Source organism: Lewinellaceae bacterium (assembly GCA_020636135.1).
In the GTDB taxonomy this organism is placed as follows: domain Bacteria; phylum Bacteroidota; class Bacteroidia; order Chitinophagales; family Saprospiraceae; genus JAGQXC01.
The window spans coordinates 562,991-586,622 of the sequence record JACJYK010000001.1 but is presented as its reverse complement, the minus strand read 5'-3'; the positions used below and the strand labels follow the sequence as shown (position 1 = coordinate 586,622).

Here is a 23,632-nt window from a genome sequence, read left to right as displayed (position 1 = left end):
CTTCTGTAGCGCCTTCAGGACTTCAGCAGAAGCTTCGATCAATCCTCATCATCAACCTCTTCAGCGATGCCCAAATTGGCTATCGCAATGCTGGAGGCGGATTGTTCTGCGCTTTTCTTATTGAAATCTTCGGCAGTTGCAATTTCCTCGCCGTTAATCAATACGGCGACGCGGAACCGGTCCCGGTTGTCCATGCGGTATTTATTCAGCACGGAATAGCTAACTTCTTTTCCGTGTTTCTGGCACCATTCCAGCAGCTGGGATTTGAAATTATCATCTTTGTTTTCAAGTGCGTGGATATTCAGGTATTCACGTAGCATTTTGTGAATGATGTAATTCTTGGTGCGCCGGTATCCGCTCTCGATGTACATGGCACCGATGAATGCCTCCAGGGCATTACCCAGCATGGAATTGGTCAGTTGAGTCTGGTTAAACTCTTTCAGGAGGACATCAATCCCTATCTGGTCAGCGAGATTATTCAGCGTCTTTCGTTTTACGATCTTGGATCGCATTTTGGTCAGAAAGCCTTCATCGCTATTGGGATACTTTTTAAAGAGGTATTCGGCTACCACTGAGCTGAGAACCGCATCACCCAAAAACTCCAGTCTTTCGTTGCTGTCCATGCGGTTTTTATTCTCATTCAGGCTTGACTTATGAAAAAAAGCAAGCTTGAAGAGATAGGGATTGAGTGGCACATAATTCACGAGCGAATCAAGCCGCTGCACAAAATATTTATCGGAACCGAGATAGTAATTGTATGTTTTTTTCAGCCGACTTATCATACCCGCTTCAATACGATCGATGAGTTATGACCTCCGAATCCAAATGTATTACTTAAAATAATATCCAGGTGACGTTCCTGGGCATGGTTCAGAGTCAGGTTCAGTTTAGGATCGATCTCAGGGTCTGGTGTGAAATGATTGATGGTGGGCGGAACAAAGTTATGCTGCATGCCCAGGATGGCGGCAACCGCTTCTATGGCGCCGGAAGCACCCAGTAAATGTCCCGTCATGGATTTGGTAGAACTGATATTCAATTTGTAGGCATCGTCACCAAATACATGCTGAATGGCACGTAACTCGGCCACATCTCCCAGAGGAGTTGAAGTGCCATGTACGTTGATGTAATCTACGTCCGAGGTGTTCAGTCCTGCTTCGCGCAGTGCTGTCCGCATCACAATGGAGGCGCCCCGGCCTTCCGGATGGGGAGCGGTGATGTGATAGGCATCTGCGGTAGCTCCCGTACCGATGATTTCGGCCAATATCGGTGCTCCGCGTCGGCGGGCATGTTCATAATCCTCCAGGATCAGGGTTCCCGACCCCTCACCCAGCACAAAACCGTCCCGGTCCGCATCAAAGGGCCGTGAGGCGGTCAGATAATCGTCATTGCGCTCAGACAATGCCTTCATGTTGCTAAAACCGCCCATGCCGGTTTCTGTGATCGCTGCTTCCGACCCGCCGGTGATGAATACGTCGGCCTTTCCCAGGCGGATGTAATCAAATGCGTTGATGATGGCGTGATTAGCGGATGCACAGGCAGATACGGTGGCGTAGTTGATCCCGAGGCACCCATACCGGATCGAAATATGACCTGCGGCGATATCCGCGATCATTTTGGGGATCAGAAACGGGCTGTGACGAGGCACACCATGACCTCCTTCGGCATAGGTTTCAATTTCAGCTTCCAGAGAGCGCAGCCCGCCGATACCGGAACCCCAGATCACGCCGGTGCGTTCCGTGGCAAGGATGTCTTCGGTGAGTCCGCTCATCTCGATGGCCTCGTGCGTCGTGTAGAGTGCATACTGGGCAAAAAGATCCAGCTTACGCACATCTTTCTTATCCAGTACTGTAGTGATATCCAGGTCTTTCAGTTCACAAGCAAACCTTGTCTTAAATGCTTCGGCATTAAAACGTGTGATTGGATTAGCCCCGGAAACACCCGCCTGCAATGCTTTGAGGTAAGCATCCACGGAATTGCCAATTGGGGTTAGTGCTCCAATACCCGTTACAACTACTCGTTTCATAGACCGTAAGGTTTACATAAGCATCCGCAAAGTAAATAAATTACCCGCTTAATGCGATAAAAAAATCCATAAACAAGAAGGGTTCTCATTTATGGATTTTTTATAAATAACTGATAATCAGGTCAGATCAGGACTGCATCTGAGACTCCAGATAGCTTACTGCCTGTCCTACTGTTTGGATATTTTCTGCCTGTTCGTCCGGTATCGAAATATCAAATTCTTTCTCGAATTCCATGATAAGTTCAACCGTATCTAGTGAATCAGCGCCCAGGTCGTTGGTAAAACTTGCTTCAGGCGTAACTTCAGATTCGTCGACACCTAATTTGTCCACGATGATCTTCTTTACTTTTTCTTCGATGCTAGACATAATTGGTTAATTTTTAAAAATTTCCGCAAAATAAAGGATAACCCCAGTCAATCACAAAGAAATCAGCCTTTTTTTATCAGCGTCTTCTACCTCTGTGAACTTACTAAAGTATCAAATTAGATTAATCATGCTTCTGTCCGATCAAGAACGCTAACCTTTTGCTAAATTTGCCAATCTTGAGTGACAGCGAAGCCCTATTAACCGCAGGAAAAGATATGAAGTTCCAAAATACAAAAATAGTTGCAACCGTAGGTCCGGCGTGTGAGGATTATGACACATTGCTGGCATTAGCCAAAGCTGGCGTGGATGTATTCCGGTTGAACTTCAGCCACGGGGCACATGAGTATCACCAGCAGGTCATTTACAACATTATACGTATCAATGAAGAACACCGGTTCCACCTCGGTATTCTTGCGGACCTGCAGGGACCAAAACTCCGGGTGGGGAAAGTGGAAGGTGAAGGGATCCATCTGGACGCGGGTGACATCATCACGTTTACCAATACCAAATGCATCGGCAACCGGGAACGGGTCTATATGAGTTATGACCAGTTTGCCCAGGATGTGGTGGTTGGTGAAAAAGTACTGATCGATGACGGAAAATTGATCTTCACCGTTGCCGAGACCAATAAAAAGGACGAGGTAAAGCTCAGGGTGGAGTTCGGAGGCATCTTAAAATCGAATAAGGGCGTCAATCTCCCCGACACCCATGTCTCTCTCCCCTCGGTCACTGAAAAAGATTATGAAGACCTGATGTTCATTCTCACCCAGCCGGTCAACTGGATAGCCCTGTCCTTTGTTCGCTCGGCCGACGACATCAAGCACCTGCGAAACATTATCAGGGAACACGAGCACCCAGCCAAGATCATTGCCAAAATTGAAAAACCGGAAGCTGTCCGGAATATTGATAAGATCATCGCCAAATCCGATGCCATCATGGTGGCCCGGGGCGACCTGGGAGTTGAAGTCCCCATGGAAAAACTGCCCCTGATCCAGAAAGATATTACCTCAAAATGTCTGCAACTTGGCCGGCCCTGCATCGTGGCCACCCAGATGATGGAGTCCATGATCCACAATCCCAGTCCCACCCGGGCTGAGATAACGGACGTGGCCAACGCCGTCCTGGATGGAGCCGATGCCGTAATGCTGAGCGGGGAAACCTCGGTGGGCGACCATCCGGTGAAAGTCGTCGAGGCGATGTCAACCATCATTGAAGAGGCCGAAGGCCACTACCATTTCAACGAAAAGAAATCCAAACCATCCCGTAAATCCAATACTTTTTTCTCGGATGTCATCTGCTACCAGGCCGTTAAGACGGCTGAATATGTCGGCGCCAAGGCGTTGCTGGGGATGACCGTATCCGGTTACACTGCCTTCCGGATGGCTGCATACCGGCCGCCCAATGCTATTTACATCTTTTCAGACCGCAGATACATGCTGGCCACCCTCAATCTGGTTTGGGGAGTACGGACATTTTTTTACGATAAGTTTACGACCACCGATGACACCATAGCTGATGTCGTTGAAATCCTGAAAGTCCACAATGTGGTAAAACCGGGTGATTTGGTCGTCAATACCGGATCCATGCCGCTCGGTAAGCGGGCACGAACGAATATGCTGAAAATAACGTTGGTAGAATGATGTTTTCATCCTTGAAAACAGGATGAACCAGCAAACAGGTACAACTTTTTCATAACTTTTTCGTCCTAATCATAAAAGATCCGTATGCCGGTTTTCAAGCATTTCACCCGGTTTTTCCTGTTGATCGTTTTTTGGCACGCCTGGGGATCCCTCACTCCCGTCCAGGCACAGGCAGGCTCCACCAATGAAGCTACAGTCAATCTGGAGAGCCTCTTCATCGATGCCATGCAGCAAGTTATCCTGGGCAACCCCGATAAAGCCATCAACCGGTTTAACGAAGTTCTGGCCAAAGACCCCACCAACGCCGCAGCAGCCTACGAACTGTCCAAGATCTATGTCACCAAAGAAGAATTCGACCAGGCTTTTGACTGGGCACAAAAGGCATCCCAATGGGAACCATCGAATCCGTACTACCAGCTGCAGCTGGCCCGTCAATACGAACACAAACAAGTATTTACTGCAGCAGCAGGCATCTATGAAAAACTGGCCGCCAGCGGCAATTTGTATGAAGATGACTACGAAGTATGGTCCCACGACCTGGTCGAAGCAGGCAAACCGGAGGAAGCCATCACCGTGCTGGATAAGCTGGAGCAAATGGTTGGGGTCCACGAGAGCCTGATCCAGCAGAAATACCAGCTCTATGTTCAACTCAACAAACCAGCGAAAGCCGAAGCCGAATTGAATAAACTGGTCAGTGCCTACCCACAGGAAATACGCTTCCGCTTACTCCTTGCATCCCATTTCATGGAGATAAATAAACCGGATAAGGCCAAAGAAGTCTACAAGGCGGTCCTGCAGATGGACCCGGACAATGCTCAGGCCAACCTGGCTCTGTCAAAATCACTGAAAGCCAGCGGAGCTGATGACCAGTACCTGCATTCGATCCAGTCCATCCTTTCCAATCCCCAGGTCCCCCTGGATGACAAGATCAAGGAACTGATTCCTTACCTGGACAAACAGATTCAGCATCCGGAAGCAGCATTGGGCCGGGCGCTGATCGATGCAGGTCAGGGCTTGAATCAGGCTCATCCGGGAGAAGCTAAAGTGCAAGCCCTTTTGGGAGATATCTACCAGACCAACGGTCAGGATGCCCAGGCCATAAGTGCCTACCTGAGCGCTCTCGAATTGCAACCGGCCATTTGGAGCATTTGGGAACAAGCCTTGCCCCTCTTAATTAAAAACGAACAATATCAGCACATTTTAGCCTATGCCCCGCGGGGTATGGATTACTTTCCTAACCAGGCATTGCTTTATTATGCCCTGGGAATAGCTCAGATCCATGTGAACCAAATCAAGGAAGCCCAGCAGAACCTGAGTGACGCCAGCCTGATGGCCGGCAAATCCTCTCCGCTTGCAGTGTCGATCCGTGCCGGGCAAATACTGGCCCAACAGCGTTCCGGACAACGTTCAACCATCGCGGGCCTTTATGAACAGCTGCTCAAGGAAGCACCCCAGGCATTTCCGGTCTGGCAACAATATCTGGAATATTTGTCTGAGGATGAGAGCACCCAGAGCCAGGCACAGAATCTGCTCAATGATCTCACCCGGTCCTACCCTGATTACGGCGGGTTTCTGGAAAGTCAGGCCTTCCTCTCATACCGGACCAAGGATTTCACCCGTGCAGGTCAGGCCATTCAAAAATACCTGGACGGAGCCGGAGCGACTAATGCCCGGGCCACCGAGCTGGCAGGAGATATTGCCTTTCAAACCGGGGCCATCGATCAGGCGGTCGCTTTGTGGCACCATGCTCTGGATCTACCCAATAACCGATCCGAAGAATTACAGAAAAAAATCAGCAGCCGTCAATTGGTCGAATGAAGCAAGGTTCTGAACTACACGCATTCATCCTGATGGTTCTGGCCATTTCGATGCTATTGTCCGGCTTCAACTGCAATCGTAAAGCTGGTAAATCACTGCATACTGCCGTAGCCGATGAAAAGAAAGTGCTGTCGATGTGGGATGACCTTCAGCATGCGCCAATCGAACCGGATCATCTGGAGGCGAAAAGCAAACTCGACATAGATGCGCCAGATCTGAATATCGGAGTACGGTTACACTGGTACTGGGCGAAGGATTCCCTGTTGTGGATCCGTGTCACCAAGATCATAGAAACCCACCGCGTCCTGATTACCCCGGATAGTTTTAAACTCATCGATAATCTGAACAACGAATATGTGTATGGATCAACCAAAGACTGGTTGGCGAAACAAAAACTTCCGGTAGATTTTGACGGCTTTCAACGGTTGTTGCTGGGTTTATCACCCGATCTGAGTTCGTCTGATGTTCCAGCCCTTTCTATTTCGCGGGATTCGGTCTGGGTACATGGCTCCAGACCGATGTATGAGGACCAAATGAATTATTCGATCCATCTGGACTGGCCGGCGAAACATATCCGCGAAATGCTTTTTGCCCTGACCAGCGGGGAACAATTAGCTATTACCCAACAACAGTTTACCGATGCCGGTGATGGCAGCGCGATTCCCTGGATGCGTCATTATCAGATCAATACCCCCGCTGAAAAGTATAACTTTGACCTGGAAATAAACGACTGGAAGGTCAATCAACCGAAGACGGTGTACTTTCAAATACCCTCTTCTTACGAACGCGTACCCTTATGAAAAACAACTGGAACATCGGCGAATCCACCCAAACAAACGTCAACCGGGAGCCGGAGCGTGCCATCCTGGTGGGGGTAATCCATGGGGACCAGACCGAACGCCTGATCCAGGAATATCTGGATGAACTGGAATTCCTGGCCCAGACCGCCGGTGCCGTCACCATCAAACGATTCACCCAGAATCTCGATCATCCGGACTCCAGGACCTACATCCGGAAAGGGAAACTGGAAGAAATCCAGGAATACATCGAAAGCCATGACATCGACCTGGTTATCTTCGACGATGACCTGACCGGGAAACAAACCCAGATCATTGAAGAGCAGCTCAAACGAAAGATTGTCGACCGCTCTTCACTGATCCTCGATATTTTCGCTCTCAGGGCGCAGACCGCCCAGGCAAAGACACAGGTCGAACTGGCCCAGATGCAATACCTGCTGCCACGCCTGCGTGGATTGTGGACGCACCTGGAAAGACAGCGCGGTGGTATCGGTATGCGGGGCCCCGGTGAACAGGAGATCGAAACCGACCGGCGGATCATCCGGGATAAAATATCCTACCTGAAAAAGAAGCTGGAAACAATCGACAAACAAAATCAGACCCAACGCAAGAATCGCGGTGAACTCATCCGGGTGGCCCTGGTGGGTTATACGAATGTGGGCAAATCTACCCTGATGAATGTGCTGAGCAAATCGGAAGTGTTTGCTGAAAACAAACTATTCGCCACCCTGGACACCACGGTACGCAAAGTCGTTCTGGAACAAACGCCTTTCTTATTGTCTGATACCGTAGGATTTATCCGGAAACTGCCACATCATCTGGTCGAAAGCTTCAAATCCACGCTGGATGAAGTCCGGGAAAGTGATCTTTTGCTTCATGTGATTGACATAGCGCATCCGCAGTTCGAGGACCACATCCGCACCGTCCATGAAACCCTCGCTGAGATGGGTGTCCTGGATAAGCCGATGATCCTGGTGTTTAACAAGATCGATCTCTACCGCACCATACACTACGATGCCTACCTGGATGGACAAACTAAGCGGGAGATCGAGGAAGATCTTAGCCAGCGGCTTTATCATGAATACGACAAAGAGATTCTGCTGGTCTCCGCCAAGTCCGGAGAGAATCTGGAACCTTTACGTACCACATTGTTGGAGCATGTAAAAAATCTGTACCAGATACGATATCCTTATACCTCCAAACAGTGGTAGTTCAACCGAAGCCATCATGCAAACCATTGAAAACCGATACGCTCAATTATTGACCCAATATTGTCTCGATCTCAAAAAAGGGGACCAGGTGTATGTGCGCAGTACCACGCTCGCAGAACCCCTGGTCAGGGAAGTATGGAAGGAAGGTCTGCGACTGGGGGCCAATATGGTGATTGACCTTGATTTTGCCGAAAAAGATGCCATTTATTTCGCCGAAGCTGATGACGATCAACTGGCCTGGATCGATCCGGGATATGCGCACGCTGTCAATCATTTTGATGCCTACCTGGTCATCCGTGCACCATTCAATCTGAAGGATGAGCGGATCCGCGAAAAAGAAAAGCTTACAAAACGCAAATCAGCGACAGCCCCGGTTAATGAAGTCTATTTCAGCCGTACCGGCTCCGGTGCCATGCGGCGCACCCTTTGTCAATACCCGACCCAGGCAGCAGCGCAGGAGGCCGGGATGACCCTCAGCGAATATCAGGATTTTGTGTATACCGCGTGCCGGTTATTTGACGACGACCCGCGTAACAGCTGGTTACAGGTCAGGGAGATGCAGCAGGAAGTAGTGAACTATCTGAATGGTTGTAAGCAGGTACAGTACCTTACCCCAGCTACTGACATTACCTTTTCGGTCGCCAGCCGGACGTGGATCAATTCTGATGGCCGGGCGAATATGCCGTCCGGAGAAGTATTTTCGGCTCCCGTTGAAGACAGTGTACAGGGGAATATCTACTTCAGTTACCCATCGGTATTCCTGGGTCAGTCCGTGCAGGGCATCACGCTTTCGGTAAAAGACGGGTGGATCGAAAAGTGGGATGCTGAAACCGGAAGAGAGGTACTTGATCAGGTTTTTGCCATTGAGGGTTCCCGTCGCTTCGGGGAGGTTGCCATTGGCACCAATTACAACATTCAGCAGCCTACGCGCAATATTTTATTTGATGAGAAAATAGGTGGCAGCATCCATATGGCCGTCGGGCAATCCTATTACCAGTGTGGAGGTAAAAACCAATCAGCGATTCACTTTGATATGATTACGGACATGCGTAATGAAGGACGCATCCTGGCGGACGGCCGGTGTATTTATGAAAACGGTCAATTCCTGATCTGAGCAGGTTTAGCGCAGCAGCTTCAGGATTTAGCAGCTGAAACAGGAAGACTGGTGTCAATGAAATCCTTACCATTCCATTTACCCAACCATTCACACGTCTTACCTACGGAGAGGTATTTTTGAAATGCTCCGATAGCAGCTGTCTTCTCTCTGCGGGACACCAGGATCGTTTGCATCCCGGAAACAATGTTAAAGTAGTACTTACCTTCGCCCAATCGATACTTGAACTTCTTCATTTATTATTAGCTGTTTTAAAGAATCTGATAAAATGGCTCAAATGGAAACCGTTACGGCGTGGATGTTATTATCCCTGAGGATACGATCTACGAAGGCCTTATGGCCATACGGTATCAGCACATAAAACTTTCCCTCGTTGCGCTGACACAGCAGCTCCAGCAGCTTCCACTTGGATATTAATTTATTCGGCTTATCGGTTTTTAAACCCAGTTCGATGTAGTGTTTTGTTCCCATCTGCACACCTGTAACATCCGGCTGAACCACATCTTCGCCTCCTGAACGGGTAAATGATTTGGGGCTTTCATAGTCATCCAGAATGGATCTTATTTTGGTAAATCCTTTGCGTTCTGCCCAGGAGACTGCTTTCTGCAAATAATTGTCATTTTCCATAAGGAACAATTGAAAGTGTAAAAACAATATATTTTGATGGGTATGCTATCCGCCTGCAGCCAGCTTTGATAATTAATCGTTGCGATTGCTAAGGAAAAAATTAGGAGAAATCCTGCGACAAAATCCTTAAAATATCGTGCTGCAAATAAGCATACATAATTGGTAACGGCTGCAATCCGGATTTAGTTCATGAAAATTGATGGATATAAGTAATTGAATGACATTTTATTAGAAAAAAGTCCGGCATTCCAACTGCTATCCGGGTGAACTGTCATCCACGTCACATGATCCCGACATGCTTCAAAGTACCCGCTAAGACATGCTTCAAAGTACCCGCTAAAAGATACTAACTGAATCGCTCAGGTCATCCCCTCACCGGTTAATTAACACGACGATAACATCCACGGTAAGTAACCCTTAACAGCCATCTGTACGTCTATTCATTAGAAACTAAACCTCCGTATTATGAAAAGGACATGGACATGGATACTGGCAATAACTACCCTGGTGGCTTTCAGCCGGTGCGAACGTGATTTTGGGCCGGTGATCACTTCCACAATTCCGGTGAGCGGTTTTACCGGGGTTAAATTACAGGGCTCAGCCGACGTCTATCTGACGCAGGCTGACTATTTTGAGGTGGTCATAGAAGGACCGGAAGAATCCGTCGGCCATTACAATTTTTACCTGCAGGGAGGCGATCTGATCATCGATCAGCATGGCTGGGGTGGCGGAGGCCGTACACGGATCTACGTAACCCTGCCGGCAGTTGAATATTTGGGTGTCGCCAGCAGCGGTGACATCATCAGTGAAAACACCATCAAGGGAAGGAATATCCTGCGTGTGGATGTACAGGGTAGCGGGGATATCGATCTTGGGCTGGACATAAGAGAGCTCCGGCTGGAAATTGATGCTAGCGGCGATGTCTACCTGGAAGGTTATGCTGACCGGCAAAGAGCTGTCCTTTATGGTTCCGGAAATTACCATGGTTACCTGTTAAGTACAGATCAAAGTACGGTAGGTATCCATGGATCCGGAAATGCCGAGATCTATGCCTACCATCAACTTGATGCAGTGATCCGTGGCAGCGGCAACATTTATTATCAGGGATTCCCCTACGTCTATTACGACATCACCGGAACCGGTGACCTGTATGACATGAACTGATCTGACCGATTGAAGAACACCCCCTCCAGCACCAGTCGGCTCATGCAGTCTGGTGCTTTTTTATGATCCCCATTCCAAAAGTGGAACCAGGGGCTGGGTTGCTAACACCTGTAAATTATCACCTATGTGTATCATGCTTATATAAAGCCATTTATCCAGGAAATCTCAAAAATAATGCGGCAATAATTCCACGAACCTTCCAACAATGTCCGGCGTAGATTCCGGGATGCTGCAATGTACGTTCGTCGATAAAATCAAGCTATTAATATAGTACTAGGTAAAATTCAGGTACTTTGTTTTGCATAGTACCTGATTTCGTATTATGTTTGGAGCATGAAACTGGATAACACCAAAGCACAAATGAAGAAAGGCGTACTGGAACTGTGCATCCTTTCGATCATTAAGAATGAAGGGGAGGTCTATCCGTCAGATATCATCTCACGCATGAAAGATGCGGAGCTGATCGTAGTGGAAGGAACCTTATACCCCTTGCTGACCCGGTTGAAAAATGCCGGTTTGCTTACCTATAGCTGGAAAGAATCCAACAGCGGCCCACCGCGAAAATACTTCTCCATCACAGGTGATGGCACCGAAGTACTGGAGGACCTCAGGACCTCCTGGAATCATCTTGTACAAGCAGTTAATCATTCAATAGAAAACAACCACACATCATGAACAAAGTCTATAACATTAACCTTGGCGGTTATCCCTTCGTTATCGACGAAGATGCTTACGATCACCTGCGCACTTATCTGGCGGCTCTGAACCGGCATTTCCAGCACTCGGAAGGTTGTGAGGAGATCATCGCAGATATCGAAAACAGGATGGCTGAATTGCTCCAGGAACGCCTGGTAGCCCGTCAGATCGTGACGTTGCCGGATATCAAGGAGTCGATTAAGATCCTGGGTAGCCCGGAAGACTTTAGTGGTGACGAAGATGCCTTCGGAAATTCCGCAGAAAGCCAGCAGGCAGAAAACACCTACCGTACCGGCAGACGGTTGTTCCGCAACACGGAAGATAAAGTGATCAAGGGAGTGTGTTCCGGATTGGCAGCTTATTTCGGAATTCAGGACGCGATCTGGATCCGGATCGCTTTTGCACTGGCCTTCATTTCCGGTGGACTGGGATTACCCCTGTACCTCATCCTATGGGCTATTATGCCGGAAGCCAAAACTGCAGCAGACCGGCTGGCTATGCGGGGAGAGCCCATCAACGTATCCAATATAGCCAAGACGGTGGAAGAAGAACTCAACTCCCTTTCCGATACGCTGGTAGAAATTGGTCATCAATTTACCAGCAAAAAAAAAATCCAGGCGCGAACGAGGACGGAATCGCCGGTACCATTAAGAAAGGGTTTTATGTACTAGGCAGGACGGTAAGCTGGGTTATCGAAGTCATCGGTAAAATAGCCCGGCCCATCATCACCATTATTGCGGTAGTCCTCATCATTTTCCTTGCCATTTCGTGGATAGCCATGTTGTTTGGCTTCTTCTATTCCCTGCCATTTGCAGGTTATTTCTTTCCGGGTAATTCCGGACTCAGTTCTTTGATGTTAATGAATATCTACTTCATCTTCGCGATCCCACTGGGATTCATGATCTTGTTTTTTGTACGGTTGATCAACCGGCACCGTCTGAATCCCCGCATCCGCACTGGAATGTGGATCTTCTTCTCCCTTAATGTCGCCAGTTTATTTGCACTGGGCAGCCTGATGCTGAGCCATTTCAACAGTAAAACCCTGGAGTCCGACGTCAAGGCATCTCTGAATGTTGACACCCTGCACATCGAGCATTTATACAACCCGATGCAGGAATCACTGATCAATTTCGGTGATCTGAAACTGGGTGATGACTATCTGATCAGCGATGATGTTTACCTTAACTTCACCTCCTCAGACAATGAAAACTTCGAAATAGTCGAGAGCAGGGAAGGCCGGGGCAAAACGCAGGAAGAAGCAAAATCATTCCTGGATCATGTACAGTATGTATCTCAGATCAGTGGCAATAAATTCGCCTATCAATCCATCTTCTCCATTCCCGCCGGCAATAAATGGAGGGACCAGAAGATCAATCTGCAGGTTAATGTACCTCTCGGAAAATTTATAACATTTGATAACAATACCTGGCGGATCTGGCTACCCGGCAAAGAAGGCAAGTACCAGCATCCGGATGCCGGATCCATTTATCAGATGACTTCGGACGGGTTCATCTGCGTGACGTGTCCTAAAGAGGCGGAAGCGCCCCAATAAATTATGCTTACTAAACCCAGACTGACTTATAGCTTTCCCGCTAAACACTTTGTGCCTATTGAATTGGTTACTGTTCGTGAACAAGCCGTTGAATCGATCCAGATTCAACGGCTTTAATTTTTTCAGCTACTCCATATTTCTCACGGAAATTGCAGCCAAATGAATACCTTAATCGTATGACAGGTAATCAATCAACCTGGCTGATCATTGGAGCGGGCCCTTCCGGATTAGCCAGTGCGCAGGTATTAAAAAAGCGAAATATCTCCTTTGACCTGGTCGAAAAAGCCAGCCATACCGGAGGCATCTGGGACCGTACACGACAGGACACACCCATTTATTCGACCACCCACTTCATTTCTTCCAAAACCATGTCCACTTTCAGGGATTTTCCAATGCCCGGTGATTACCCCGATTATCCTTCTCACCAGCAGATCCTGGCATACATCCGCCTATTCAGCTCTGCACACGGGCTGGAGCATTCCATCCGGTTCAATACAGAAGTAACCGATCTGGCACCAGAACCGGATGGTGGCTGGAATGTCGCATTTGCTAACGGAGAACATCGGCAATACCGGGGTGTGATTGTAGCCAATGGCCGCAACTGGTACCCCAATTGGCCGGATTATCCCGGAACTTTTACCGGAACCGTTATTCATTCGAAAGATTATCAAAACCCTGACCAACTGTCCGGAAAACGGGTACTGGTGGTGGGTGGTGGCAATTCAGCCTGTGATATTGCCTGTGATGCAGCTGTGGCTGCCAGCCAGTCCTGGATCTCCATGCGCCGGGGTTATCATTTCATCCCAAAACACGTCTTCGGGATGCCTTCCGATGTGTTTGCCAATCAGGGACCACATCTTCCCCTGTGGCTGGAAAGGCCTGTGTTCAGTTTCCTGCTGAATAAAATCCTGATCGGTGATCTGCGGCGATATGGGTTGCCGAAACCGGATCACCCCCTGTTTGCCAGTCATCCGATCATGAATACGCGGATCCTCCACTATCTGTCCCATGGCGATCTTCAATATCTGCCGGACATCAGGGCTCTTGGTGGATCCCGGGTGCATTTTGTGAACGGTGAAACAATTGAACCAGACCTGATCATCTATGCAACAGGTTATGAGCAGGTATTTCCATTCCTTCGCCAGGAAATATTTCCCTGGGATCCTGACCATCCCGACCTGTACCTCAACATCTTCTCCCGGCAATACGAAAATTTGATCTTTGCCGGATTCGTTGAAGCCGACGGAGCCGCGTTTCCTTTGATAAGTCTTCAGGCCGAGCTCATCGGAGCTTATCTTACACAACGCACCCATGATCCGGATCGCTGGCAGAAGTTTCGTAACCAATGTAAAAATGATCGTCCGGATCTGTCAGGTGGCATCAAGCATCTGGCTACAGCCAGGCATGCTTATTATACCCAAAGTCACTTGTATGCAAAAGTGTTGGAGAAAGCGTTCCGGCGCCTGAATGCTGAGTCTTAGAATACTGAAAATCAGGAATGTATTCCATGCAATTTGATGTAGTCCAGAGCCGCATAGATGTTCGGGAATACATGATCTTTGCTTAATGCATCAAAAATATCCGCTTTCTCCATCGTTTCCAGCACTGCAGGGTTGACACCGGAAAGAAGTACCTGAACTTTCCGTTTCTGAAAATATTCGATCAGCTGCCGAAGCCGGTATACGCCTGTCGCATCCATATAGGGTACTTTTCGCATCCGGAAGATGATGGTCTGCGGCTTCTCGGAAACATTCTGCAGGGTATCCTGGAACTGTTGAGCAGCCCCAAAAAACAATGGACCATCAATCTCATACAACAGCACTCCACGGGGCAGATCCGGCAATTCCTTGTCAAACAACGTCTCCCCTCCTTCATCCGTAACCACCGACATCCTGGTGGCATCCGCCATGCGCTTCATAAACAGGAAGCTGGACAATACCATCCCTATCTCAATCGCTATGATCAGATCAAAGAATACCGTCAATAGAAAGGTTGTCAATAAAACGACCACGTCCATCCGGTGCGATCGCAACAGGCTGAAAAACTGGCGCCACTCACCCATGTGGTAGGCGATGACGATCAATACTCCGGCAAGACATGCAAATGGGATCTGCTTGGCCAGAGGCCCCAGGAACAACATGATCAGGAAGAGTACCACCGCATGGATTATACCGGCGACAGGGGTCCTTCCTCCATTCTTGATGTTGGTCACTGTCCGGGCTATCGCACCGGTAGCCGGAATGCCTCCAAACAGGGCTGAACCGATGTTAGCGACACCCTGCGCCACCAGCTCCATATTGGAACGATGGCGGGCGCCTATCATCCCGTCCGCAACGACAGCCGATAACAAGGATTCGATCGCACCCAGCAAAGCAATGGCGAAAGCGGGTTGGATCAGATGCCTGATCACATCCCAGTTTAACACCGGCCACTGAGGCATCCCGATACCGTTGGGAATAGTCCCAAACCGGTCAGCCAAAGTCTCTACGGGCAGTTTCCAAAAGGCGGTAATTACGGTCATCAATATGATGGCTACCAGGGACCCGGGAATCCGTTTGCTGATCTTTCCGAAATTATAGGAGATCAATACGGTTACTAAGGTGATCGCCAACGCATACCCGTTGAGGTGGGTGAAGTGCTGGAAATACATCTGCCATTTCCCGATAAAATCCGCAGGCACGCCGGTCAGCTGCAGACCCAGTGCGTCATTAACCTGAGAGCTGAAAATGATCAGGGCTATACCGGAAGTAAAGCCAACAATCAACGGGTATGGAAAATACTTAAGCAATTGTCCCAGGCGGATCAGTCCCATACCAATCAAAATGAACCCGGCCATCAAGGTCGCGGTGATCAAGCCACTCAAGCCATATTCGCCCACGATGCCATATACAATGACGATGAATGCTCCGGTTGGCCCCCCGATCTGCACCCGGCTTCCACCCAGCAGGGAGATCAAAAATCCGGCGACTACGGCGGTAATCAGGCCTTTTTCCGGAGACACACCAGACGCAATCGCAAAGGCGATGGCCAGTGGCAACGCCACCACACCAACGATCAACCCCGAAAGGACGTCCTGGGTAAACTGACTGCGACTATAACCTTCCGATTTGAGGATAGCAATTTTGGGCGTAAATTCCTGTGGCCACTTCATACATTCAATTTATGAGATCACATTGACCAGGCAGTAGGTCTGCGTTCCCAGCGATGTGGGCGCAACGCTTCCAGCTGTTGTTTCGGCAAGGGTCCCAGGTCAGATGTGTGCATATTGGCGTCTACATGTTTGACCTGGCGCATCCCAGGTATGATCGTAGACACATCCGGGTTGCTTAAAATGAACCGCATGCTCATTTCGGGAAGATTACTGTCCGCCGGCACGAGCGGTTTCAACGCGTCAGCCCGCTCTACCGTCGGGATCAGGTTCTCCTCGCAAAAATAGCCTGCTCTCCAGTCATTGTCCGGGAACCGGGTTTCTTTGGTCAGGTGGCCGATTAGTCCACCTTCATCAAACGGGACCCGCGCTATAACACCAACATCCTCCTGCCGGCACAAGGGGAACAACTCATCTTCCGGATTCTGATCAAAAATGTTGTAAATGACCTGAACGGCATCGATCAGTCCGGTGCGGATCGCCTGCATGCCATTTTCCGGTTCCCAACGGTTCAGGCTTAACCCAAATGCCCTGATCTTGCCCTGTTCCTTAAGCTCATCAACAACTTCTTTCCAGTCGTCGTTATCGGTCCAGGCATCTTCCCATACATGTAACTGAAGAAGATCGATGGTTTCCAAGCCAAGATTCTTCAAACTCTTTTCGGTGTAGTCGCGAATGTAATCTGCAGGAAATACCTGCTGGATTGAACAGCCCTTGACTGGTGGCCAGTGCCGGTCTTTCGGCGGTACTTTAGTGGCTGCATAAAGAGATTTGTCCGGATGACGTCTTACCAAATCCCGCAGGATATTTTCACTTACCCCGTCGCCATAAGCCCAGGCTGTATCAAAGAAGTTACAGCCAAGTTCTACGGCCCGGTCCAATGCCTTACCCACTTCCATCTTATCGGTATTGGTCCATCCGGCCAAACCCCACATACCATATCCGACTTCACTTACTTTCCAGTCTGAACGACCAAACCTCCTGTATTTCATGGCTCCTCCTTATATCGTTTTATAACCGTCGCAAAGATAGCATGTTGCTAAACCTGATCGAAGATCAGAAAGCAGCAATTTATACTTTCATTCCAAAAAATTGAAGCCGGGAACTCAATCCCGTGTGATTTCGACCGTTGGTTTGGTTTCCTGGGCCTGTACTTCTAATTTCTTTCCGACGTAGATCAGTTTTACAGGTTCAGGCATCTGCCTCAGTGTATCCACGGAAGCCGGAAAGATGCGCAGGTTATTCATTTTATCCCGATAAAATACAGGTATCTGCAGGCCTGGCTGCATGGCTTTTGTCAAAGCCAATGTACCATCAATTCCACTGACCGGAATCTCGTGATATTCCGGATAATCACGGACCACTTCTGTCAGGCTAACAAAATCCGCGTAGGGGGCAAACAGGGAGGTAGGATCGCATTTCCCTTCCCTTACCTCCTGGGATGGCGGGAGCTGAAATGTCCCATTTTCCCCAAAGCTGGAGGCCATGGACTGGATGGCAAATTTATTCAGTTGACTGTTGGAGGTCATCGCCATCAGGTATCCCATATCCAGCATCTCAAAGTGGTCGTTAAGATCCTCGGTAAATATGTTGGCCTGAACGGCCTCCAATCCTGATTTTCTGGCCTCCTGAATACTGACGGCGTTGTTATCCACAAGAATGACATGCCGTTGGCGCTCATTTAAATATTGGGCTAGAAACCGGGAAGCCAGGTTAGAGCCGATCATCAGAATACCATCGGAGGCGGCCTGGATGACATTCAGGACTTTCGCCAGCCAGCGGGCGGTCGTTGCATTGACCAATACTGTTCCCAGGACAATCATGAACACGAGTGGGGTGATCCAGTGTGCCTCGGCTACCCCATCCAGAGACAGACGAAGGCCGAACAAGGATGCTATTCCTGCGGCCACGATGCCCCGGGGGCCCACCCAGGAGATGAAAACCTTCTCCCTAAAATTTAATTCACTACCCCGTGTACTGAGGAACACACCTACGGGCCTCAGAACCAGAACGACGACCAGGAATAGCATCAGGCAGTTAATATTTGCTAACAAATAAAGGTCCGCTAGATTAATATTGGCTGCCAGCAATATGAACAGGACCGATATGAGGAGTATTGACAGTGACTCCTTGAAATCCAGGATCTGCTTGAAATTAGGCACCTCGAGATTGCCCAGGACCATCCCCATGACGACGACGGAAAGCAGGCCGGATTCAGAGGCCAGCTTATCACTGAGCACGAAAACGAGCAGTACCAGGGCAAGGGTGAATACATTCAACAAATACCGGGGCAACCACTGGTGCCGTATGATGTAATAGAGAAAATAAGCTGCTACCAACCCGATCAGAACGCCAATCGTGATGATCTTGCCAAACTGTAACAGCGCATGCTGGGTAAACTCTTCTCCACCCGATGCGATGAACTCAAACACCAGCACCGCCACCAGTGCACCCAGGGGATCAATCAGGATACCCTCCCACTTGAGTACGGTAGCTACATTTCTGGTGAGTGGTATGTTGCGCAGGATGGGTGCGATGACCGTGGGCCCTGTCACAATGATCAGTCCGGCAAAAAGAAATGAAATTTTCCAGCTCAGACCTACCAGAAAATGTGCTGCTACGCCCCCACCGACAAATGTGACGATCGCACCGATGATGATCAGCCGCATCAGTGCCGATCCGACGCCTTTGATCTCTTTGCGCTTGAGCGTCATCCCACCTTCAAAAAGGATGATCCCAATGGCCAGGGATACGAAATAGAAAAGCGATTCTCCGGGAAAGAGTCCGGTATCCCCGTTATAGATTGGCTCGATCCACTTGGAGCCGGTAGCGGTCCATAGGGTGGAAACGGGACCAACAATCAATCCGGTAATGATCAGTGGAAGAATGGCCGGCACTCTGAAGCGCCAGGCGAACCATTGGGCCAGAATTCCCAGTATTACAATTGCAGCGAGTTCAAGCATGGTCTAAAGATAAACCTAACTGCCTAATCAGGGTAGAACTTAATAAATTGATCCTTTTCTTCATTCGGATGCAACCTTTTGTCAGGCTATCACGTCCTATAGCAAAACCATTGCTATGAAATTGATTTACCGTATCCACTTATTAAGTATTCTTCTTTTGGGTTTCATCTCCACCCAAGCTCAAGGATGGAGGGGCCAAATCAGCGGGAAAGGGCCAGTCGTTGAAAAGAGCCTCAACTTGTCTGAAATAGATGCCCTGGGATTATCCATCTCGGCTACCGTCCACCTTATGCAGGGCAATAGCCAGCAAATACGTATCAAAGGACAACAAAACATCATCGATAATATTGAAACCGACGTTTCAGGCGGAACCTGGAACATTCGGTTTGATAAAAATGTACGGCGACATGAACCCGTCGACATTTACATCACTTTAAAGGAAATTGACAAGCTTGCCGTGGCCGGAAGTGGCTCGATCATCAGTGAAAAAGGAATCGAAACCACTGACATCACCTTGTCCGTAGCAGGTTCCGGAGACATCAACCTGGATCTACAGGCCTCCAAAGCCAAAATGAGCATTTCCGGATCCGGAAATATCCGGCTAAACGGACATGCAGGTTCGACCGACATCAGCATCAGTGGTAGTGGATCGGTACGTGCACTGGACTTCAATACTGACCATTGCACCGTAGGCATTGCCGGTTCCGGCAATTGTGAAGTTGATGTAAAGGACGATCTTAAAGTGAGTGTAACCGGAAGCGGCAGTGTATTGTATGAAGGATCTCCTTCCATTCATTCTGCCATCACCGGAAGTGGTAAAGTACGCAGTAAGTCTTAGGGATTCATTCATACCTCCCCGACTTCTGGAATAATCATCCGATTAACTAAAGAAAATGCCCGTGGGTTCGTAAACACTCACGGGCATTTTCATTGTGGGGACTGGTTATTGACTATCACCAAAAACCTGCCTGGTTTCGCCTTTGCGATTGGTTATTTCAATCTTTCGCATCGTCGGGGTGATTCGCAGTCGACGGCTGGACTGAGACAGATATCCGGCGCCATAGCTGAATTCTACCCGCTGCGCGGCTCCATCACTGTAAGTGATCAAAGCAGATACATCATCAGCCGCCGGAGAAAAAATCTTTACAGTCTCCGGCTTACGGGACGTGGCAAATACCAATACGCTGTCTTTATTTTGGGTGGCGATAAAAACATCTTCGGTATTGGTCGACAGGAGGCCCAGTGCTTTGGCGTCTCCCGGGACACGGAAACCACAATCGCCAACGACGGCATCAAAATGACCATCTCCTCTGCCCAGCAGGACTAATCCACTCATGGCATCCATAGTACCCGAAAAGACTTCATTGGCATAGTCATTTCCTACCAGGACGAGATCCGGTATCGCGTCTTCATTCACATCGTAAACGACCATGCCATTTACGGGCGCTACCTGTGCCAACAGGGGCATAGCCTCCACCTTAAAGGTGCCGTCGCCCTGGTTGATCAGGATCGAGGAAAGGACATAATTGGTCTCCCGCTCAACGGCGCGGGCACGCTCATCCGGGGTCAGTATCGAGTCAATGGTAGCCATCCCAAATTCCCGGTGGTATGAAAACCGTTTGCGGAATACGGGGCTCTGGGAGAACAACTCTTCCCATTGGTTGACCGGACAAAGATCATAATGACCGTCAGGCATTTTCAGATAACAAGCCAGAATGACATCCTGACTGTTGTTGTTATCAATATCGAGGGCAAAAGCCTTCAACGGGTGATCCGCTGAGACATGATAGGTATTGTTATCACCCAGGTTGCCCACCGCATAATCCATATCACCATCACGGTCGAAATCACCACTGACGATGCTGTTCCACCAGCCACTGTACGATTCAAGGCCGGTACCGTTCACCTTCTCTAATTTTTGTCCGTTGTTTCGGAATATCTGGACGGGCATAAACTCTCCTACCACCATCAGGTCCGGAATGTGATCTCCGTTGTAATCAGACCAGATGGCGTCGGTAACCATTCCGACCTGAGCAATTTCAGGAGCCCATTTTTCAGTCGCATCGGTATAGACACCATGATCATTTTCCAGCAAATAGGAACGGTCAGACATGGGGTAGCTACCTGGTAATACGCGCGCACCAACAAAAAGATCGAGATCGCCATCACCATCCATGTCTGCTGCCCGGACAACGATCCCATTGGAAGCCAGAGCAGGCAGCGCATCTTTCCTTTCCGTGAATGTGCCTTTACCATCGTTGAAATACAACCGATCACGATAATGATCATGCCCAACCGAATCCGCAAATCCTCCACTTACCACATAAAGGTCGAGATCGCGGTCTCCGTCGACATCAAGCAGTAAAAGACCTTCATCCACTTCCGGCTTTTCCTTGCCGGCAATCAGTACCTGCTCGGCAAAGGTGCCATTTACGCCTTGCTTAAAGAGTACAATATCCTGATTCTTGTAATTTCCCATAATGAAGTCTTCCCGGCCATCACCATTTACATCGCCGATGGCCAGCCCCGGACTGTTCTCTGTAAATTTATGAGGTATGTTGCGCTGGATGTTGTAATCAATAAAATCATACATCGGCTGTTGGTAGTTAATATTCAAATCACCGTTGATCCTGGTAAATAAATGGGGCACATGCGTGGGTGGGTGTAAGGCAACCATGGATAGATCCTGTCCCTGATCCTGATCCAGTTCCAGTCGCTGATTCACCGGCACATCCAGCATAAGCTGCGCTTTGCCATCCGGCCACTGCACCAGCAGAGAGTCAACGGAATTGACGCGACCCAGGCCAAAATGAACAATCGGGTCGACGGACGAAATGTAGCCCCGGTAGATGGAATGGTCGTGGTATTGCAATTGGCCGGTGCCGTATTTAATCCACAATTTGGTACCCAGTGCCAGGGTATTCTTAACGTTCCCCTTCAACTGGATCTCAAGGTAATGATTGAGCGTATCCAGATCCTTTTTGCCATTATACAAGGTGTTTTCGTAGATGGATGCGGGATCATTGATGTTGTTTACCACATAGTCAAGGTCACCGTCGTCATCCAGATCCACAAAGGCGGCTCCATTGGAGAATGAAACGTTATCGATACCCCAGGCTTCACTGACATTGGTGAAGGTCAGATCCCCATCGTTCCGGTAGATGTAATTTTTCACCTTTACAGATGGCACTTCACTGAGCAATGTTTTCTGATCGGTGTATGATCCGAAGTTTTGCCGGAAGTTGACAAAATCCTTATCGGTAACATCTTTGGGGAAGCCGTTGGTAATGAGCAGATCCCGATAACCGTCGTTATCCAGGTCCACAAACAAGGGTGACCAGCTCCATTCCGTCTGGTAGACACCGGCAAGCATGCCGATCTCGCTGAAAGTCCCATCGCCATTATTGATCTGCAGCATGTTGCGTGTGTACTGGTGGGTATAACCATAGCGACGGTCGTTGATGTAGTTGATATAGCCATTGCCACCCATTACCGTTTTTTTGCGGAGGTTGTCTTCAGGCAGCATATCCAGGGTGATGATGTCAACTTCGCCATCATTGTTGATGTCCGCGATGTCGTTGCCCATGGAAAAGCGGGACTGATGTTTGATCATCTGATCGATGACATTTTCAAATTTCCCGCCTTTGTTGAGATAGAGTATGTCATTCGACAGGTAGTCATTGCCGACATAGATATCGGGCCAGCCATCTTTATTGATATCGCAGGTGGCAACACCCAGTCCAAATCCTTCGAAGCGGATACCGGCTTCTTTGGAAACGTCGGTAAAGGTTCCGTCACCATTGTTGCGCATCAGGATGTCCGTATTATCGGCGGTGCCATCGTTCACCTTCTCCCGGTACACAACGGGTATATTGTGTTGTTTTGCATTGGTCAGGATGTAGAGGTCCAGGTCTCCGTCCCGGTCATAATCCAGGAAAAGTGCATTGGATGAATAGCTGGGATTGTCCACGCCCATTTCCGCTGCTTTATCGATGAAGGTGGGTATTCCTTTTTCATCCAGCCCCTGATTGATGAAAAACAGATTCCGGCGGTAAAGGGTATCCCCGGCTATGGTCGCACAAACGTAAATATCCAGCCAACCATCCCCGTTGATGTCTACCACAGCGACTCCGGATTTCCAGCGCTGCTCACCTGCTACACCGGCCTCTGCAGTCACATCTTTAAATTTTAAGTTGCCCTGATTGAGGTACAGGTGGTTGTCGGCGAGATTGGCTGTGAAATACAGATCCGGCAAGCCATCCCGGTTAAAATCTCCAACTGCCACACCACCTCCATTATAGAAGTATTCCAGTTTGAGGATGTTCAGTTCATCGGTCTCCTCTACCTTATTAACGAATTTAACCCCGGATCGGGAAGGGGGAATCTCACGAAACAAATGATCCGGTGATTGGGTGCATGCAAATAACATTAGGATGAGGAGGGTAACAAATAATGTGTAACGGTACATAGACTATCCGTTTAAAAGTGTTCATTAGGAGGTAACAACTTCTT

General features: G+C 48.9%; 20 protein-coding genes. 11 read left to right on the top strand and 9 right to left on the bottom strand.

Features of this window, described 5'->3' with window-relative positions; genetic code table 11:
• Nucleotides 1-38: 38 nt before the first annotated feature.
• The 3 genes from rnc to H6570_02180 all read right to left on the bottom strand — a co-directional run bounded on the left by rnc (nt 39) and on the right by H6570_02180 (nt 2,390).
• Nucleotides 39-782 carry a ribonuclease III gene (rnc, locus tag H6570_02190; GenBank protein ID MCB9318063.1) on the bottom strand — a complete coding sequence of 248 codons (744 nt, stop codon included), beginning with the start codon at nt 780-782 and terminating at the stop codon, nt 39-41.
• The gene (fabF, locus tag H6570_02185; GenBank protein ID MCB9318062.1) at nt 779-2,023 is read right to left on the bottom strand and encodes a beta-ketoacyl-ACP synthase II; all 1,245 of its coding nucleotides are present in this window, start codon (nt 2,021-2,023) and stop codon (nt 779-781) included. The genes rnc and fabF overlap by 4 nt, the downstream gene beginning before the upstream one ends.
• Before the next feature lie 127 nt (nt 2,024-2,150).
• Nucleotides 2,151-2,390 carry an acyl carrier protein gene (locus tag H6570_02180; protein MCB9318061.1) on the bottom strand — a complete coding sequence of 80 codons (240 nt, stop codon included), beginning with the start codon at nt 2,388-2,390 and terminating at the stop codon, nt 2,151-2,153.
• Nucleotides 2,391-2,605: 215 nt separating this feature from the next.
• On the opposite strand from H6570_02180, the gene pyk reads away from it, so the two are divergent.
• From pyk to H6570_02155, 5 genes are all read left to right on the top strand, one after another.
• Nucleotides 2,606-4,030: a pyruvate kinase gene (gene pyk / locus H6570_02175; protein ID MCB9318060.1), complete on the top strand. Its 1,425-nt coding sequence runs from the start codon at nt 2,606-2,608 to the stop codon at nt 4,028-4,030.
• Nucleotides 4,031-4,114: 84 nt separating this feature from the next.
• The gene (locus H6570_02170; GenBank protein ID MCB9318059.1) at nt 4,115-5,848 is read left to right on the top strand and encodes a tetratricopeptide repeat protein; all 1,734 of its coding nucleotides are present in this window, start codon (nt 4,115-4,117) and stop codon (nt 5,846-5,848) included.
• Nucleotides 5,845-6,648 (top strand): DUF4292 domain-containing protein, encoded by an 804-nt coding sequence (locus H6570_02165; GenBank protein MCB9318058.1) that lies wholly within the window; start codon nt 5,845-5,847, stop codon nt 6,646-6,648. Before H6570_02170 ends, H6570_02165 begins: the two co-directional genes overlap by 4 nt.
• The gene (gene hflX / locus H6570_02160) at nt 6,645-7,856 is read left to right on the top strand and encodes a GTPase HflX (protein MCB9318057.1); all 1,212 of its coding nucleotides are present in this window, start codon (nt 6,645-6,647) and stop codon (nt 7,854-7,856) included. The genes H6570_02165 and hflX overlap by 4 nt, the downstream gene beginning before the upstream one ends.
• A 16-nt stretch (nt 7,857-7,872) precedes the next feature.
• Nucleotides 7,873-8,970, top strand: coding sequence for an aminopeptidase (locus tag H6570_02155; GenBank protein MCB9318056.1), 1,098 nt, complete (start codon nt 7,873-7,875; stop codon nt 8,968-8,970).
• A 20-nt stretch (nt 8,971-8,990) separates the two neighbouring features.
• On the opposite strand, the gene H6570_02150 is transcribed toward H6570_02155, so the two are convergent.
• Nucleotides 8,991-9,206 carry a hypothetical protein gene (locus tag H6570_02150; GenBank protein MCB9318055.1) on the bottom strand — a complete coding sequence of 72 codons (216 nt, stop codon included), beginning with the start codon at nt 9,204-9,206 and terminating at the stop codon, nt 8,991-8,993.
• A gap of 37 nt (nt 9,207-9,243) precedes the next feature.
• Complete coding sequence (locus tag H6570_02145; GenBank protein MCB9318054.1) at nt 9,244-9,597, bottom strand: hypothetical protein; 354 nt, start codon at nt 9,595-9,597, stop codon at nt 9,244-9,246.
• Nucleotides 9,598-10,062: 465 nt separating this feature from the next.
• On the opposite strand from H6570_02145, the gene H6570_02140 reads away from it, so the two are divergent.
• From H6570_02140 to H6570_02120, 5 genes are all read left to right on the top strand, one after another.
• The gene (locus H6570_02140) at nt 10,063-10,761 is read left to right on the top strand and encodes a DUF2807 domain-containing protein (protein ID MCB9318053.1); all 699 of its coding nucleotides are present in this window, start codon (nt 10,063-10,065) and stop codon (nt 10,759-10,761) included.
• A gap of 333 nt (nt 10,762-11,094) precedes the next feature.
• Complete coding sequence (locus H6570_02135) at nt 11,095-11,436, top strand: PadR family transcriptional regulator (protein MCB9318052.1); 342 nt, start codon at nt 11,095-11,097, stop codon at nt 11,434-11,436.
• Complete coding sequence (locus tag H6570_02130; GenBank protein MCB9318051.1) at nt 11,433-12,128, top strand: PspC domain-containing protein; 696 nt, start codon at nt 11,433-11,435, stop codon at nt 12,126-12,128. Before H6570_02135 ends, H6570_02130 begins: the two co-directional genes overlap by 4 nt.
• Nucleotides 12,129-12,235: 107 nt before the next feature.
• Nucleotides 12,236-13,009: a hypothetical protein gene (locus tag H6570_02125; protein MCB9318050.1), complete on the top strand. Its 774-nt coding sequence runs from the start codon at nt 12,236-12,238 to the stop codon at nt 13,007-13,009.
• A 176-nt stretch (nt 13,010-13,185) separates the two neighbouring features.
• Entirely contained in the window at nt 13,186-14,490 is a 1,305-nt protein-coding gene (locus H6570_02120) for an NAD(P)-binding domain-containing protein (GenBank protein MCB9318049.1), read from the top strand.
• An 11-nt stretch (nt 14,491-14,501) separates the two neighbouring features.
• Here the strand turns inward: H6570_02120 and sulP are convergent, their stop codons facing one another.
• The 3 genes from sulP to H6570_02105 all read right to left on the bottom strand — a co-directional run bounded on the left by sulP (nt 14,502) and on the right by H6570_02105 (nt 19,120).
• Nucleotides 14,502-16,160: a sulfate permease gene (gene sulP, locus H6570_02115; protein MCB9318048.1), complete on the bottom strand. Its 1,659-nt coding sequence runs from the start codon at nt 16,158-16,160 to the stop codon at nt 14,502-14,504.
• Between the two features lie 17 nt (nt 16,161-16,177).
• A complete protein-coding gene (locus H6570_02110) occupies nt 16,178-17,149 on the bottom strand; it encodes an aldo/keto reductase (protein MCB9318047.1) in 972 nt (323 codons plus the stop codon).
• Between the two features lie 114 nt (nt 17,150-17,263).
• Nucleotides 17,264-19,120 carry a sodium:proton antiporter gene (locus H6570_02105; GenBank protein MCB9318046.1) on the bottom strand — a complete coding sequence of 619 codons (1,857 nt, stop codon included), beginning with the start codon at nt 19,118-19,120 and terminating at the stop codon, nt 17,264-17,266.
• A gap of 115 nt (nt 19,121-19,235) precedes the next feature.
• Between H6570_02105 and H6570_02100 the strand changes: the two genes are divergently transcribed.
• Nucleotides 19,236-19,958, top strand: a complete 723-nt coding sequence (locus H6570_02100) for a DUF2807 domain-containing protein (GenBank protein ID MCB9318045.1) — start codon at nt 19,236-19,238, stop codon at nt 19,956-19,958.
• Between the two features lie 105 nt (nt 19,959-20,063).
• On the opposite strand, the gene H6570_02095 is transcribed toward H6570_02100, so the two are convergent.
• Entirely contained in the window at nt 20,064-23,588 is a 3,525-nt protein-coding gene (locus H6570_02095; GenBank protein ID MCB9318044.1) for a VCBS repeat-containing protein, read from the bottom strand.
• Between the last annotated feature and the right edge of the window lie 44 nt (nt 23,589-23,632).